Annotated in this window: 15 protein-coding genes; 1 reads left to right on the top strand and 14 read right to left on the bottom strand. The window is 37.7% G+C overall.

Features of this window, described 5'->3' with window-relative positions:
- Positions 1–140 precede the first annotated feature (140 nt).
- The 3 genes from FJ651_RS10525 to FJ651_RS10535 all read right to left on the bottom strand — a co-directional run bounded on the left by FJ651_RS10525 (position 141) and on the right by FJ651_RS10535 (position 3,075).
- Positions 141–1,166, bottom strand: a complete 1,026-nt coding sequence (locus FJ651_RS10525) for a hypothetical protein (RefSeq protein WP_140990489.1) — start codon at positions 1,164–1,166, stop codon at positions 141–143.
- Positions 1,167–1,177: 11 nt separating this feature from the next.
- Positions 1,178–2,242 (bottom strand): hypothetical protein, encoded by a 1,065-nt coding sequence (locus tag FJ651_RS10530; RefSeq protein WP_140990490.1) that lies wholly within the window; start codon positions 2,240–2,242, stop codon positions 1,178–1,180.
- Between the two features lie 287 nt (positions 2,243–2,529).
- Positions 2,530–3,075, bottom strand: a complete 546-nt coding sequence (locus FJ651_RS10535) for a hypothetical protein (RefSeq protein WP_140990491.1) — start codon at positions 3,073–3,075, stop codon at positions 2,530–2,532.
- A 440-nt stretch (positions 3,076–3,515) separates the two neighbouring features.
- On the opposite strand from FJ651_RS10535, the gene FJ651_RS10540 reads away from it, so the two are divergent.
- Positions 3,516–4,160 (top strand): DUF6266 family protein, encoded by a 645-nt coding sequence (locus FJ651_RS10540; RefSeq protein WP_140990492.1) that lies wholly within the window; start codon positions 3,516–3,518, stop codon positions 4,158–4,160.
- Positions 4,161–4,312: 152 nt separating this feature from the next.
- Here the strand turns inward: FJ651_RS10540 and FJ651_RS10545 are convergent, their stop codons facing one another.
- The 11 genes from FJ651_RS10545 to FJ651_RS10595 form a co-directional block, all read right to left on the bottom strand.
- The gene (locus FJ651_RS10545) at positions 4,313–4,558 is read right to left on the bottom strand and encodes a helix-turn-helix domain-containing protein (protein ID WP_140990493.1); all 246 of its coding nucleotides are present in this window, start codon (positions 4,556–4,558) and stop codon (positions 4,313–4,315) included.
- A 689-nt stretch (positions 4,559–5,247) separates the two neighbouring features.
- Positions 5,248–5,760, bottom strand: coding sequence for a hypothetical protein (locus FJ651_RS10550; protein ID WP_140990494.1), 513 nt, complete (start codon positions 5,758–5,760; stop codon positions 5,248–5,250).
- Positions 5,761–5,771: 11 nt separating this feature from the next.
- A complete protein-coding gene (locus tag FJ651_RS10555; RefSeq protein ID WP_140990495.1) occupies positions 5,772–6,320 on the bottom strand; it encodes a cupin domain-containing protein in 549 nt (182 codons plus the stop codon).
- 85 nt (positions 6,321–6,405) lie between these two features.
- Positions 6,406–7,209, bottom strand: a complete 804-nt coding sequence (locus tag FJ651_RS10560) for a helix-turn-helix domain-containing protein (RefSeq protein ID WP_140990496.1) — start codon at positions 7,207–7,209, stop codon at positions 6,406–6,408.
- A gap of 95 nt (positions 7,210–7,304) precedes the next feature.
- On the bottom strand, positions 7,305–7,877 hold the full coding sequence (locus tag FJ651_RS10565) for a Pycsar system effector family protein (protein ID WP_140990497.1): 573 nt from the start codon (positions 7,875–7,877) through the stop codon (positions 7,305–7,307).
- A 30-nt stretch (positions 7,878–7,907) separates the two neighbouring features.
- Positions 7,908–8,951 (bottom strand): response regulator, encoded by a 1,044-nt coding sequence (locus FJ651_RS10570; RefSeq protein WP_140990498.1) that lies wholly within the window; start codon positions 8,949–8,951, stop codon positions 7,908–7,910.
- 20 nt (positions 8,952–8,971) lie between these two features.
- Positions 8,972–9,346 (bottom strand): response regulator, encoded by a 375-nt coding sequence (locus tag FJ651_RS10575; RefSeq protein WP_140990499.1) that lies wholly within the window; start codon positions 9,344–9,346, stop codon positions 8,972–8,974.
- Between the two features lie 17 nt (positions 9,347–9,363).
- Positions 9,364–10,692, bottom strand: coding sequence for an ATP-binding protein (locus tag FJ651_RS10580; protein ID WP_140990500.1), 1,329 nt, complete (start codon positions 10,690–10,692; stop codon positions 9,364–9,366).
- Between the two features lie 289 nt (positions 10,693–10,981).
- On the bottom strand, positions 10,982–12,703 hold the full coding sequence (locus FJ651_RS10585) for an NHL repeat-containing protein (RefSeq protein WP_140990501.1): 1,722 nt from the start codon (positions 12,701–12,703) through the stop codon (positions 10,982–10,984).
- A gap of 444 nt (positions 12,704–13,147) precedes the next feature.
- Positions 13,148–13,735 carry an NHL repeat-containing protein gene (locus FJ651_RS10590; RefSeq protein WP_140990502.1) on the bottom strand — a complete coding sequence of 196 codons (588 nt, stop codon included), beginning with the start codon at positions 13,733–13,735 and terminating at the stop codon, positions 13,148–13,150.
- Between the two features lie 543 nt (positions 13,736–14,278).
- A complete protein-coding gene (locus tag FJ651_RS10595) occupies positions 14,279–14,848 on the bottom strand; it encodes a hypothetical protein (protein WP_140990503.1) in 570 nt (189 codons plus the stop codon).
- Positions 14,849–14,981: the final 133 nt, after the last annotated feature.

Below are 14,981 nucleotides of genomic sequence, written 5' to 3' on the forward strand. Positions count from 1 at the left end.
GCTGGAAGTAGCTTGTTGAACTGGAAACAAATCGACTAAAGGAGATTTGTTCTATTTCAACAATGACAGGAAACTTATGGCTAATTATTTTTGACAAAAGACTTGGTTTTTATCTCAGTTCTTTGTTAGCCTTCGTTAATTTAATTAATTCTCTTATACTCATTTCTGACATGACCTAATGACCTAATGAAACCATTAACTTCATTATTTTCATTATAGATTAACTTTCCAAATCTACTATTGGAAAATGTAAAGTGAGTTTTGTTGTCAGGATATATTTTTATTTCACCAAATTTCGTTGTATCATTTATGTTTTTCCAGGACCAAACTAAATTTTCGTTTTTAATTATTATTTCACTATAAATTACTTCATCTTCTGAAACATAAGTTCCAAGATAATGTTGATATTCTTTCAAATCTTTAACAATTGAAGTGTCTTTTTTGATATTTAAATAGTCTGATAATTCATTGTAAATTTTTATGGCATTGTTCCTAAAAACTAGTGTGTAACCGTTATGATTTCCCAAGTGTCGTATTTTGTATCCGGTAACTTCCCCTAAATAACTAGGATTTGTAAGATAGTATGTGATCTGTTCATCAGAAGTTGTTTGATTTACATGATTATCATAAAGCCATCCATTTGTTTCTAATTTTTTAATCTTATTCATTACATTGTTTACAGTATACTCATCCAATAAATCGACTTCTCTTTTGTTGGTTCCGTATAGGTTTCTTAATTTCTCAACAATAGAATCTTGTTCTTGAATAAACATGTTTTGATTGTCGATTAATGTTTTAAATGCATCATCTACTAAATTGGCTTCTGTAGTACCTCGCATAAAATTTGTATATATACGGTTGGATTTATAATCATTGTAAGTCAATTTTCTATTAAGAACATAATAAATCAAGGAATCATTCCGTCTATAACGTTCGATTACACCATTTGCCTTTTTTAAATTAAAAGCTAACTCTTTATGAACTTGGGTTAATAAAAGGTTTGTTTTCTCTAAAGATTTTATCTCTTGATTCCAATTATTAATAGATAAGGCAATCAATATCCCAATAACGACAAGTACAATCTCTCCGATTGCATAAATCAAATATTTACTGAATTTATTTTCAGTCAACAATCGTTGTCTAATTTTTCTGAAGAATTTTATCATGGGTTATTAGGTTATTTAGGCTTCATTTTAGTCCACTCATTAATACCGTTAGTGGCGAAATACATTTTTATGGTATTTCTCTCTGGAATAAACCTCATCGTAAAATAACCATATACTTTTGAGAATATAGGCTTTTCAGCATGTAACTGTAACAATGGTCCCGTTTCATTGTTCGTAGTTTTAATGTAAAGGTCTTTATTTTTTAAATACACTTCAATGGTCTCGCTTTTTAAAATATTTCTATGCCCATCACTAAATTGATATATACCAACAAAATCTTCAGCATCTTCTGGGTTGTCCACACTAGTTAACCTAATTTCTTTTGGTAGTGGTCTGGCATTCTCTCCCAAAAGCCTATTAATTTCTAGGTAAAGCTCAGTAATTTCGTATTTGTAATTGCTAAACTCCCAAACCATCGCTGATACAGAGCCAAGCATATCTGCCATTTGATTTTTGAATTTTGGATTGTTAAGAATAAATTCAATTTTGGCATCACTTCGCTTGCCATTAAATTCATCTACAGCATTCCAAGGTTGGTTATCGCTTAAATAATACTTGTATTGTCTCGCAATATCTCCAGAATTGCTGTTGTAAGTTTCAAATGTAGTTCGGTTATATGTGTAAATTTCGTCTAATGTTTTTATAAGGTCATCATACTTTTTAGGTACAATGTCTATATTTTCTTTTAATAGGTTATAACCATTAGTCTGAATGTGATATTCCATCCACCAGGTGGTCACAAAACCTAGCCCATATGAGCCGCCAGGGATAGCTTTTATATCTTCAGGGCTCAAATCATCACTCATCATCCTAGTGTAAATAGAATCTTTTCTCATGTAGTTTTCCAGCAACCAATCTGCATTGTCTATATCCTGTAGAATATCATTTTGTATTTTAATCAATATAGAATCTATCTTTTTCTGTTGTGCTTTTTCTTGGTTTAAGGTGTTAATCCAAAGTGCAATTAGGATTCCAATCACGACTAAAATTATTTCGCCAATAGCATATTTTAAATACTTTGCCGTTTTATTTTTTTCCATAAGTTCGTAGCGAATTTTTCTGAAGAATTTTATCATTTATTTAGTGGTTGGTCATAATGAAGGCTAATTCCTTTTATCATCACCTTTAATAACCTTATCCTGCTTTTGGTGAGGTTATTGGTTCATGATTTCAAATATAACTAAATTTTGTTGTGAATCTAGAAAAAATAGATTGTAACTATTTGATAATCTCATTATTTTGCAGTTTAACTCAGGTTTTGTTGGGGTTGGCACAACACCATCTAATTGTACGGTAGCGTTGAGGTTTGGCTAATTTTAAAATAACTTTTATTGATATGGTTTATCGTAATTTTAAAGAGCTCTCAATAGGCCGTGCGTTCTTCAAAGTTTTCAATAAGTAGTTCTACCATTGGTGTTGGGTTGCCCATGGCCAGGTTAACGGCTTTTAATACTTCTTTTAGGGTGGCATAACAGCCTTGGTACAAGTCTGGGACGTCTGTTTTTTTGTTGTGCTTGTTGTCATACAAACAGGGTACCTTAAAATAATAGGTGTTTGGTAGGTCGAGTAACCAAACTTTTTCGAGGTCAATAGACACCAAATCAGGTATATTTACTTGTGGCAAGCTGTGCCGGCTTAGTGCAGCCAGATCTTTATAGGTTAAATAGTTTTGCTGCGGAGCGTCGTGACTATGGTCGAAATAGTGAAATTGTACCGGTATTAATTCAAGCGGGTCATACAAAGTAAAAAAGGTTTCAAAAGCTTGTGGGTGGTCGTACACACCTAAGGCATAATCAAAATCTTGAGATGGGTAAATTTCAGGTTGCAAGGCAATGTCGAGAACCTCAAATATGCCATCATTGCGGGAACATTCAGTAGCGTCAAAACTAATAGACACCAATAAATCCATAGTTTTATTAATTTTTACCTAAAGTGCGTTTTACTTATATGCAGCCACTAAATCATGCCTAAGTTCTTAAAACAACCTTATAAGATAACACAGCTTTTTCAAATATAATAAATCTTGCCATTATGATTACTAATCCAAATAACAATTAAAATCCAAAAACATACACCAATCAAACTGCTTGTTTGGTAGTTGTGCAGTTTGGTTCGGGCTTTGTTCGGGCCAGGCCCCATTTTTTAAGCATTACCTAAAGCCTGAGTAAAACAATCCTCGAACAAGACTCGAACAAAACCCCTAAAAAATAGCACTTGTGTGTCAAACTGTGTCAAATTGTGTCAAATTGTTTCAATTTGTGTCAATGTGTTTCAATTTGTGTCACGGGTTTGGAAATTACAAAAATGCGTTGGTAATTAGCGGCTTAGTAACCCCAAATTTTTTTAATTATGGCCTTTATTAATCAAGGTATCCTCGGAGGAGTCTCCGGAAAAGTAGGCAGCGTAGTGGGTGCACGCTGGAGAGGACGCAACATTATTAGAAGTTTGCCGTCTAGACGTAATTACACGCCAACAGCAGCGCAAGAAGATCAGCGCGAGCGTTTTGGTACGGTAATTCAGTTTCTGTCGCCAATTAGAGCGATTGTGAGTGCCTTTTATGGCAAAAAACAAGGTGATAAGTCGGCCTATAACCTGGCTACCGGCTACCACCTTAAAGAGGCCTTGTTGCCCAATCTGCCCGATGGTTATGTAATTAACTACACCAAAGTGCTGATTTCTAAAGGCGACTTACTTGGCCTGGCTAATCCCACGGTTAGCCCCGATGTTAACCAGCAACTTACCATTAGCTGGTTAGACAACAGCGGTCAGGGTAACGCCGCCGCCACAGACGAGTTAATTGTGGTGGTGTACAACCCAACGCTGGAACTGTTTGAAACTGCCAATCCGGCGGGTACCAGAGACCTGACTACTGTGCAAATGCCATTGCCGGCTTACTGGGCAGGGCAAGAGGTGCAGGTGTGGGCCACCTTTGTTACCCAAGACCGTAAACTGGCGGCTACCAGCAGCTATCTGGGTGCCGTAACGCTCACGTAGCGTTGCCCCTCATCTGGTTTGGCTTCGGCCAACTACCGGAACTAACCGCTATGTATATCATGGCGGTTTTTTTATGCCTTGATATAACAAGGTGAACAGTTTACAGTAAGGGCTGTTGCTATATAGATAGGTTAGATACTTGTTAATAAGGCTTATTGGTCTTCTGTTTGGGAAGGTTCAGTATCTTGTAGCGGATAATTTTGCAAATTGTGTTGTAGCAATTTGTGTATCACTTCTACCGGAAATAACCTTACCTTTCCCAGTTGGGTGTAGGGTATTTGTCCGTTGTTACACATACGGTGTAGGGTAGAGCGGCTAATTTTTAAAAAGAGCATTACATCGCTGGCATGCATATAATCTTTAGAAAATTGATAGTAAAGCAGATGATTCTTTCCCATAATTTAAGTCAGTTTGGCCGTAGCGGCATCAACAATGCATTACTGCATAAACAGTTAAAATACAGACTAATATAATAAAAAGGTGTGGATATTTCCAAATATTCACCTAAAAAAAATAGCTTTAAGCACCTCATATATAAGGGCTTAAACTCGCGTAAGTACAGTAAATACGCGATATTCAGGCGATTAGGTTTTTTTAAAAAAAAGAGGTCTATGGTGTTTTAAGTGGTGCCCATAAGGGTATAAAACCTTAACGTTTTGGTGTTGAGGGAGGTGTGTGCTCGCAGATAGTCCCTAGCGGGACGTGGTTGGTCTTGGTGTGTTTGTACCGATCAATCGTTAGGGCGTGGTGTGAGGGTTTTTTAAGGGATTCCGTAAAATGGAATGTTTTATCACAAATCATGGCCTTATCCACCTGCTTGCCTGCCTGTGGCATGGTTTGCCTTAGGCAGAACGGTTACCGGTGTTGGCTGCCGGAATTTTGCGTTTTAATGAAGACTGATAACTCTTGTAACGGTCCAATGCGCTTCCGTTTTTTTCCAAATCACTATAAATCTGCTTGCTTTAGATTTAATTTCCGGAGTTTTTTTATCATTGAAAGTATGATACCCTATTTGGACAGCTCCGTAATCTTTGATGGGGTAGACTTTATACCATTTAGTTGTTACCTAAACTAAATAATTAACTCATTAATTGCAATTCACGTTAGGGTTCCAGTCATAGAACATGCCGTTAGGATTTTCCTTTTCGGTCCAAACGTGTAAGGCCCAAATTTCTAATTCGTGATTCTTTTTGTATTCCTCATCAAAAAGCATAGGAGCAGGTTCAGATTCAGGTAGTATGCCAAAGGGAATGATATATTCAACACCCAAAAACTCCAAGTCTCCATTGTTATTAGGGGCGTAAAGTAAAACTTGTGGTTCTAAATGGTTTATTCGACCATCAAAAAATTCCATTCTACCAAAATGAATACCCATACCGCCTTCGGTTGGGTGCTGTACGCAAGGCGACATTTGGTTATTCCATCCGGCATTTTGTGCAGCACTGTGATTTGAAAATGTTGTTGTGAGTTCACGCACTTCATCAATCATTTGCGCAATTTCATCAACAGGTTGATCATCGTCTTGCGTGCATGAAGTTGATGAAAATATTAATAAAATTAGGGTAATGATTAGGTTTACAGTTGTAATTTTTGTGTTCATAATTGTATAATTTAAAGAAATGAAATGCCGTGTTTTCCGCAAATGGTTGTAACTTTTTCAAAATCGGGTGGACTAGGTGGCAGTTTGGCTAATTCATGAAACATTTTTTCTATTCCCGCAGGAAAAGCACTGGTAATCATTTTGGCATGTTCAGTGCCAATGACCTTCCAGGTATGCGGAATATTTTTAGGAGCAAAGGCAGTATCACCGGGATTTAAAACGGTAGTTTCGCCACCAACCATAATTTCTACTTGACCCTTAACAACTCTAAATATTTCGTCTTCTTTGGTATGTATGTGGGGTGGAATACGAACGCCTGGCGCTACGTTGTCAACCCACTCAACAATTTGATTATCTGTATCGCTCCCCAAGAGCTTATGCGTTTGAATATCGCCAATAACATTTAGGACTTCTCCTTCTTGGTCACGAATTATTTTAGGCTTAAGATTTGTTAGTGGTTTGTTATTGTTAGAAGCACTTTGTTGTTGTCCAACCAATCCGGGGATGATGGCTAAACTTAGTCCAATTCCGGTGTTTTTGAGAAATGTTTTTCTATCCATGGTTATATCTTTTGGATACGAAGATAGAATGATTATTTTAGGTATAGATTGTGATTTTTACGGTAAAACAATAGCTTTTCGGAACTTATAGTCTTCTAAATTCTGAAGGTGCCAAACCCATATGTTTTTTGCAGAAAGAACTAAAATAGTCGGGAGAAGAAAATCCAAGGTCATAGGCAATCTCTTTAACTGTTCTATCGGTAAACTTTAAGGCATGACGCGATTGCATAACAAGCTGTTCATCGATAAGGCTTTTGGCGTTCACCCCTAAAACATCGTTGACACATTCGTTTAAATATTTATTGGATATATGGAGCAGGTTAGCGTATTCACTTACCTTATGAAATTCAGAAATGTGTTGATCCACCATTTTTTTGAATTTATAAACTAGTGCAGACCGAGCGTTGTTATCTGTGATGACCGATTTAATGTTACACTTGCCATCACAATAAATAAAGAGTGTTTTTAATAATGCCAGAATAGCGTCTTCTTTGTTTTTTAAATTGGTACTTACCAATTCATCAAGCATTTCAATAATAGCTTGAATTCTTTTTTCAATGCCGGGCGCTAAATTAATTTTGGGTATCTCGCCATTGGAAAAAAAACGAACTTCGTTGATATGTAAATTTTTGAATATTGGATTGTTTAAAATAGATTTTGGTAAATAAATGATATAGCCATTTGATGTGAAATGATCATTATTTAAGATTTGCCACTGGAGCTCCGGTCCCAAGAAAAAAATGGAGTTGGCTATGTTACGATATTGTTGCTGGTTGATGATTAAAGCCTCAACTTCATTTTTAACCCAACATAACACACAACAGTCCTCTTTTTGTTTTGAGGTGATTTTCTTAGTGATTCTTGATATTTTAATGGTATCAGAATTCATTTTTTTATTAGCCGATTCTATCAATTGTAAATAAATAAATTGACAAATTTTACTTCAAGAGGATTATACGATCTCTAAATATAAAAAAAATATAATCAAACCGCCGAAATAACAAAATAGTAAATAGAAGCTATCAATAAAACTACTAAGCTGGCCGCTAAAAATCTTAAAGACAAGTGCACGTACCTAAATTTAACGTTGGCAATTTTTGAAACAATGTAAATTTGGTGTCCTAGTTGATGAAATAAGCGGTCTTCGTCTTTACTAATTTCAAAAAAGGTTTTTGAAAACTCGTCTACGTCTCCAAACTTGGTAATGACATCTCTAAAAAAAAATATGTTTTTGTCGAACTTAGCCTCAAAGCGCGGTATAAAACAGCGAATACTGAAATAAATTGAAACAACTATAAAACCAAACCACAACACTAACAGTATGTAAATTAAAACGTTATTTGGAAACTGTTCGAGCAATAAGGTAATGCCTTGGTAAATAAAATTGAGTAAAATACCGTAAAAGGACAAGATAAGTCCGGCCTTAATTTCTGAGGCTTTGATTAGGCTGGCAACATAATTGATACTTCCCCAATAATGGTCAACCAGATCATCGGTGTGTTTGTTTTTGATGTGAACATCTTCAATAACCTTTACTTTTTTTTTCTTTTCTTCCATAAAAAACAAAATGTCTTATTTTAACGCAAGTTATTCAATTACCTCGTAAATGGTAACTGGATTTGATTTATTTTTCATGGTAATACTACCCACTTCTTTACACTGAAAGGCTTCTTTTACTTTTTCGTAACAGGTTTCGCATATCACAATTTGATCGGCTTTGGCAGCGTCCTGTAGTCTGGCAGCCGTATTTACGGTATCACCAATAACGGTGTAATCCAATCTTCTTAAACTGGCAGAACCAATATTGCCCGAAATCATCTCGCCACTTTTAATACCTATGGAAACTTTGGGCTTAAAATCTTTTAAATCCTCCGGTTGTGGGAGTTGGTTTATTTTTTGTCTCACTGCTAAGGCAGCATCAATAGCACGGTCTAAATGATAATCGCCTTTAAATACCGCCATGATGGCATCGCCTATAAATTTATCGATAAAACCTTGGTGATCGATAATTTCTTTGACCATCACGTCAAAGTAGTTATTAATTAAAGTCACTACAGTATCTGCTGTTGCATTTTCACTTATTTTGGTAAAACCACAAACGTCGATAAACACAACAGTGCCTTCAATGGTTTCGTTTACCATTACGGTAGATTCGTAATCCCTGCTGCCCATAAAGTTGAGCACGTTTTCATCGACATACATTTTTAAAATGTTGTTTTCTTTAATGGCTTGCAGGGTTTTTTTTAAGATGGCAACGTGGGCAATGGTTTTTTCTATGGTAAGCTCTAAATCTTTAAAGTCGATGGGTTTGGTAATAAAATCGAACGCACCGCGATTCATGGCCGTGCGAATGTTCTCCATATCGCCATAGGCCGAAACAATAACCGATTTTAACAGGTGGTTTTGCTCGTTGAGTTTACTCAGCAAGGTAAGCCCATCCATTTCGGGCATGTTAATGTCGCTTAACACCAAATCTACATCGGGATGCGTTTCTAATTGTTCCAGCGCAAAACGGCCGTTTTCGGCAAAGATAAAATCGTATTCTTCTTCGCGAATTTTTTTTCTAAAGCGCTGTTTAATTAAAACTTTTAAATCTTCTTCGTCATCTACTACCAGTATTTTGGTTTTCATTGGTTGGTTGTTTTAAATAATTAGTTTAATAAACTGCTAATTTCTTCTTTTAAGGAGTTGAAATCGATGGGTTTGGTAAAAAACTCTTTAGCACCCGAATTAATGGCTTTATTGTAATTTTCGGTATCGCCGTAAGCCGAAATCATGCTGATTTTAATTTGCGGGAAACGTTCCTTTACCTTGTCTAATAATTCCAGACCGGTCATGCCAGGCATATTGATGTCAGAAAAAATGTACATCACTTCGGGCGGATTCGATTTTTCCAATAACTCCAAAGCTTCCTGACCCGAAAAGGCAAATACCAGCTCCAGGTTTTGAGTTTTAATTTCTTTTCTAAATTTTTGACGGAATAATATTTCTACATCTTTCTCGTCGTCTACTACTAATATTTTCATAAGTCAATCTTTATGGTTTATTTCTGGTGTTGTGGTAAATAAATATGAAAGCAGGTAAAGTGGTTTTCTTTTGAAGTTACTTTTATGCTCCCGTTGTGTTTTGTAATAATATCATGCGTAATACTCAGTCCTAAGCCGGTGCCTTCGGTACCTTTTTTGGTGGTAAAAAACGGCTGAAAGAGTTTTTCTTTAATGCCATCCGGTACACCGGGGCCGTTGTCTTCAATATCCACATGCACAACCTCATTGTTGTCTTTGTAACTACTAATGTTAAGAGTTGGCTGGTAGGTATTGTCTGCTAAAAGACTTTTGCTGCGCATGGCATCAAAGGCATTTTTGCATAGATTTAAAATAACCCTGCTAAAATCTTCTGTGTTAAGTGGTACAGCTCCAATACTGTCATCTAGATCTAAATTAATACTTACATTAATAGGAGATTTACCTGCGCGCATGCCATGAAAGGCCAGGTTAACATATTCTTTAATAAGTGCATTCAAATCGGTGGGTTCCATGGTGCCGTTGCCACCACGAGAATGCATCAACATAGAGGTTACAATGCCATCGGCTCTGGTACCGTGGTGATGTACTTTTTTAAGGTTTTCGGTAACATCTTCTAATAACTCTTCTATTTCTGTGGTATAGCTGTTTCGATCAAGTTTTGTGAGCACCTCTTTAATTTCTTCTACATATTCTAAACTTAAATCAGAGAAATTATTAATAAAGTTCATTGGGTTTTTAATCTCATGCGCAATGCCCGCAGCCAATTGCCCTAAAGACGCTAATTTTTCTGATTGAATTAATTGGGCTTGGGTAGCTTTTAACTCTTCTAAGGCGTTTTGAAGTTCCTCATTTTTTTGTTCCAGCTGCGCCGTTCTGCGTTTAATGGCTTCTTTAAGCTGAATGTTTTCGTTAGCAACAGCATCAAAGCCAATAGTTTCACCTTCATCTGCTTTTGAGTCGGGCATTGAAAAGTGTTGGTAAATAAATCTGTAGCCGTCGGTTGTTTTGGTAACTACAGTAGTAAACCGAAACCTGCCGTAATAGTCCCATTCGCCATTATTTAAAAAATAAGCCTCAAGAAAATGAGTAATAAAATACAACCCACCGAACTGCGAAATGGTCCACTCAACTTTTCGCGAATCGACTTTACCGGAAAATTGGTGTGCCGTGGCTTCAAAAAATGAAATGGTGTCTTTTTTGTTTAAATACTCCTCGTTGCTGGTAGAACCAATAAAACGATAGGTATCATCCAAATAAAAACTATAGGTGTCTACATCGCCATTAACGTAGGCGTGAAACCAGGTATCGTAAATTTGTTTTATCTCTATTTTGGCTGTTTGATCCATACAAAAACTTTTACGCTTCTAATATAATCATAAATTTGGTACCAAAAACTAAAGTTAATATTGCCTATAATTTGCCACTATGTGCTTTTTAAAAAACATAACTAAAACTTAGCCTTAACCCCGTTTCTTGTCTGGCGGGCTTCGCGGTAAAAAATCCTATAGAATTTAAGGTAGTTAATATGCTGTATAATTATAACATGCAAGCACCTTTTCAGGGATACCTGAAAAGGTGCTTATTTTTTAAGCAATGAATTGAAATTCTTATGCTTTATAGGGGTCTTCTAAAAACTTAATTTTCCGTGATGCGATAAATAACATTCTTTCCTCCACCCGAAACATAAATATCGCCGGATTGGCCAATGGCTACGCCATCAAATAGGTATGTAGGGGGTAAGAAGCCATCTTGACCAACAGCAGGCCCACTCAGGCTAAGACCATCTGCAACTATACTCACCGCTCCGGTTGTCAGGTCTATGCGCGATAACTGTGAAGCACCGGTTTCAACAACCAGCAGGCTACCATTGTTATCCCAGGCCAATCCTTCCGGATTCATTAGTCCCGAAGCTATAGGTATGGCCGGCATTGGAGTGTTGCCATCAAACCCTATCTGCCAAACAATGCCTGTACCCCAGTCTGCTACCCATAAGGTTTCCCCGTCAGTTGCCAGACCACTTGGGTTGTCTATTGGAAAAATCATCGATTGGTCACTTGCCCGTACCACGCCGCCAAGTCCAAGATCAGACACTGCAATGTCATTCTTAAACCTGATGGCATCTATAGGAACCACCACGGGAAAAGTTTGCTCAACCTGATCAGATTGTGGATTCCAGATTTGAACCACTCCAGCAAACCAAGAAGAAACAATCAGATTCTCCCCGTCTGCAGAAAGCGTAAAAGGAGTGGTCAGATTACCCGGACGACCAAGTAAGTCACCTTTATAAACATTTTCCTCTCTGCCGGAGAGGCCATTAAATTCGTATAAACGGAACAAGTCGGCTACATACAATGCGTCTTGATTATTTGCCCCCGGTAAAACTGCCATACCCATAGGTGCAATCATTCCTGCACGACTGATGGTGCGAGGCTGACCACTAGGTAATATTTGTACTACCGAGCCGAAGTCGGCATTAGAGATATATAAGGTGTCATCTGAGTCAAAGGCCAGGTTGTCAAGACCGGGTTGAATTGTGGCAAAGAGTGTTTTTTCTCCGTTCGAAGTGTTTACTGTAAATACTTCACCTGATTGATCCAATACATGCAGGACTCCTTCGGAATTGAACTTTGCAGCAACGGGAACTGTGAAGCCTCCGGCCAAGAATTCTGCGGTACCATCAACAAAAGGATTTGTGGAAGGCGGGGTTCCTGGTCCTCCGACATTTACCCTGATCACTGCGCCTCCTGCAAATAGAGGTCCGTATAATTTACCATCAGGACCGAAGTCAAATGCATTTAAAAATCCGAGGGGGAATGGGTTTTCCGGGGTGGAGATGATGATCGGTCTGGGTGGATCGATAAGGTTTGGATCAAGTTCATAGAGCCCATCACCTTGGAAGCATAGTCCAACAAAAAGCCGGCCATCGTCAGAGAAGGTAATCGGGTTGGTACCCAGTTCCACAAATTGCTTGGTCACCACGCCATCAGGGGTCATTCGGGCTACAAATCCTATTAAAGTATCTGTCCAGTAAAGCGACCCGTCCGGGCCAAATGCCAAATCATCTGGAGAGTTCACTCCATCCGCCGGGCCAAGTCTCTTTAGGATCTTACCGTTTTGCTTGTTCATTACGATTACTTCCTGACTAGCAAAACAGGCAATATAAAGATTGCCATCCGGCCCGAAGTTTATACCATTGGTACCTTTGATAAGAGCTCCATTGGCAATTTCCTTTACAAGTACTTTTGATTTTCTTTCATAACTGGCATCTTCAAGTACTAGCTCATCGATTTCTTGGCATGCCGGTATCGCTAGCATCAATGCCAGGGATATCAAAATAAAATTTAGTTTGCGCTTCATAATTATATGGTTTTAATGGTTAAAATTTCGAAAAATACTTTTTATAGTTATTTTGATGTTTTGGTTGTAAAAGAGATTATCTTACTCCTTACTGTTGCTAAATATTTCTTAACGCCGGGCAAAATTTTCATCTGGTAAAAGGTGAAAATTCAGAACAAAATGAAATAGCAAAAATCATGATAGCAAGGTACTATGGTATTCAAAATCAGACTGTAGTTATTGTTCCAAATACTTTATATTTTGTTCCAAATCCATAAAAATGAAGATTTTACCTATTTATTTGGCAGGGAAGAAAAAATGTCTGAAAAAGTTGAATCCTCAAACTAGTGTTTAATATTCTGTATAATTATAACATACAAGCACCTTTTCAGGTATCCCTGAAAAGGTGCTTATTTTTAAAGCAATAAATTGAAATTATTATGCTTTATAGGGTCTTCTAAAAACTTAATTTTCCGAGATGCGGTAAATAACATTCTTTCCTCCACCCGAAACATAAATATCGCCGGATTGGCCAACGGCTACGCCATCAAATAGGTATGTAGGGGGTAAGAAGCCATCTTGACCAACAGCAGGCCCACTCAGGCTAAGACCATCTGCAACTATACTCACCGCTCCGGTTGTCAGGTCTATGCGCGATAACTGTGAAGCACCGGTTTCAACAACCAGCAGGCTACCATTGTTATCCCAGGCCAATCCTTCCGGATTCATTAGTCCCGAAGCTATAGGTACGGCCGGCATTGGAGTATCGCCATCAAACCCTATCTGCCAAACAATGCCTGTACCCCAGTCTGCTACCCATAAGGTTTCCCCGTTAGTTGCCAGACCACTTGGTGCAAATACATTGGCGTTGTCTATTGGCAAGATCATCGATTGGTCACTTGCCCGTACCACGCCGCCAAGTCCCAGATCAGACACTGCAATGTCATTCTTAAACCTGATGGCATCTATTGGAATCCCCATGGTATAGGTTTCTATGACCTGATCAGATTGTGGATTCCAAATCTGAACCACTGCCCCGAAATAGGAAGACACAATCAGATTCTCCCCGTCTGCAGAAAGCGTAAAAGGATTGGTCAGATTACCCGGACGGCCAAGTAAGTCACCTTTATAAACATTTTCCTCACTGCCGGAAAGGCCATTAAATTGGTACAATCTAAATAGGTCAGCAACAAACAAATCATCTTTATTATTTGCCCCCGGTAAAACTGCCATGCCCATAGGTGCAATCATTCCTCCACGACTGATAGTGCGAGGCTGACAACTAGGTAATATTTGTACTACTGAGCCAAAATCTGCATTAGAGATATATAAGGTGTCATCTGAGTCAAAGGCCAGGTTGTCAAGTCCCTCTTGAATTTTTATAAAAAGTGTTTTTCTCCGATCAAGGTATTTACTTTGAAAACTGCACTTGATTGATCCAATAAATCACTCATGTAAGATGGGATTTGTATCGGTAATTAAATGTAAAACAATTAATTATATGATTCCTTGGATCAAAATATATTAGAGCTTTTACCGCATAAAAAACCCGGTCTTTTATGACCGGGTTCGTTATTACTGCAATGCCAAAATGTATTAATACGTTATTTCTCCATTGCCTACATGAGAAATTGCGGTTATTGGTGTTACACCATCTGTTTTTAAACCAACGATTTCTATAGCACCATTTTCAATCTCCATAAAACCGGAAGCGCCTTCAAATCGGCCAGTGCCTCCTATGAAAGTAATTAATCCGGTGTAGACGCCGGTGGTCTCTGAGGTAAGAGTAATGGTTAATTCATTGGTAGACCAAACCTCGTCCCCGTTCGCGGCATAGATAATATCTTTTGTTCCTTCTAAACTCCTTACTTTTAATACGTTACCTATGATTTCATAAGTTTCGCTTATAGAATTTACGCTGGTTATTTTTCCCAGATGCGTCATTATTCCAGTGCCGGTGCTTCCTGGACCGTCTGCATCGTCGATACCTTTATAAGTAATGCGAACCGGTCGGGTAACATCATTCCCCGGTCTGGCCTGAATATCGATTAATTCATTACTGTCGTAGGCCTCACTCTCTTGGCTGCAAGAGAATGTAACAAAAAATGCCGCGATAAAAGCAGCAAATAATACTGATTTTCCAATAATTTGTTTCATAGTTTTCATAATATGATAGTTTAATTGATTACTGATTTATTAAAGGTATGTGGCACACAAAACACGATGCTTCCAGGGGTAGAAGTGGACTTCTGGGAATGGAAATCATTTTAAGTGTCATTTTTTTTTGGTTAAATGGTTA

The organism is Paucihalobacter ruber (assembly GCF_006494535.1).
In the GTDB taxonomy this organism is placed as follows: Bacteria; Bacteroidota; Bacteroidia; order Flavobacteriales; family Flavobacteriaceae; genus Paucihalobacter; species Paucihalobacter ruber.

Coding starts and splice junctions, on each gene's coding strand:
- FJ651_RS10525 (WP_140990489.1), bottom strand. CDS start 1,166: ATGATAAAATTCTTCAGAAAAATTAGACAACGATTGTTGACTGAAAAT.
- FJ651_RS10530 (WP_140990490.1), bottom strand. CDS start 2,242: ATGATAAAATTCTTCAGAAAAATTCGCTACGAACTTATGGAAAAAAAT.
- FJ651_RS10535 (WP_140990491.1), bottom strand. CDS start 3,075: ATGGATTTATTGGTGTCTATTAGTTTTGACGCTACTGAATGTTCCCGC.
- FJ651_RS10540 (WP_140990492.1), top strand. CDS start 3,516: ATGGCCTTTATTAATCAAGGTATCCTCGGAGGAGTCTCCGGAAAAGTA.
- FJ651_RS10545 (WP_140990493.1), bottom strand. CDS start 4,558: ATGGGAAAGAATCATCTGCTTTACTATCAATTTTCTAAAGATTATATG.
- FJ651_RS10550 (WP_140990494.1), bottom strand. CDS start 5,760: ATGAACACAAAAATTACAACTGTAAACCTAATCATTACCCTAATTTTA.
- FJ651_RS10555 (WP_140990495.1), bottom strand. CDS start 6,320: ATGGATAGAAAAACATTTCTCAAAAACACCGGAATTGGACTAAGTTTA.
- FJ651_RS10560 (WP_140990496.1), bottom strand. CDS start 7,209: ATGAATTCTGATACCATTAAAATATCAAGAATCACTAAGAAAATCACC.
- FJ651_RS10565 (WP_140990497.1), bottom strand. CDS start 7,877: ATGGAAGAAAAGAAAAAAAAAGTAAAGGTTATTGAAGATGTTCACATC.
- FJ651_RS10570 (WP_140990498.1), bottom strand. CDS start 8,951: ATGAAAACCAAAATACTGGTAGTAGATGACGAAGAAGATTTAAAAGTT.
- FJ651_RS10575 (WP_140990499.1), bottom strand. CDS start 9,346: ATGAAAATATTAGTAGTAGACGACGAGAAAGATGTAGAAATATTATTC.
- FJ651_RS10580 (WP_140990500.1), bottom strand. CDS start 10,692: ATGGATCAAACAGCCAAAATAGAGATAAAACAAATTTACGATACCTGG.
- FJ651_RS10585 (WP_140990501.1), bottom strand. CDS start 12,703: ATGAAGCGCAAACTAAATTTTATTTTGATATCCCTGGCATTGATGCTA.
- FJ651_RS10595 (WP_140990503.1), bottom strand. CDS start 14,848: ATGAAAACTATGAAACAAATTATTGGAAAATCAGTATTATTTGCTGCT.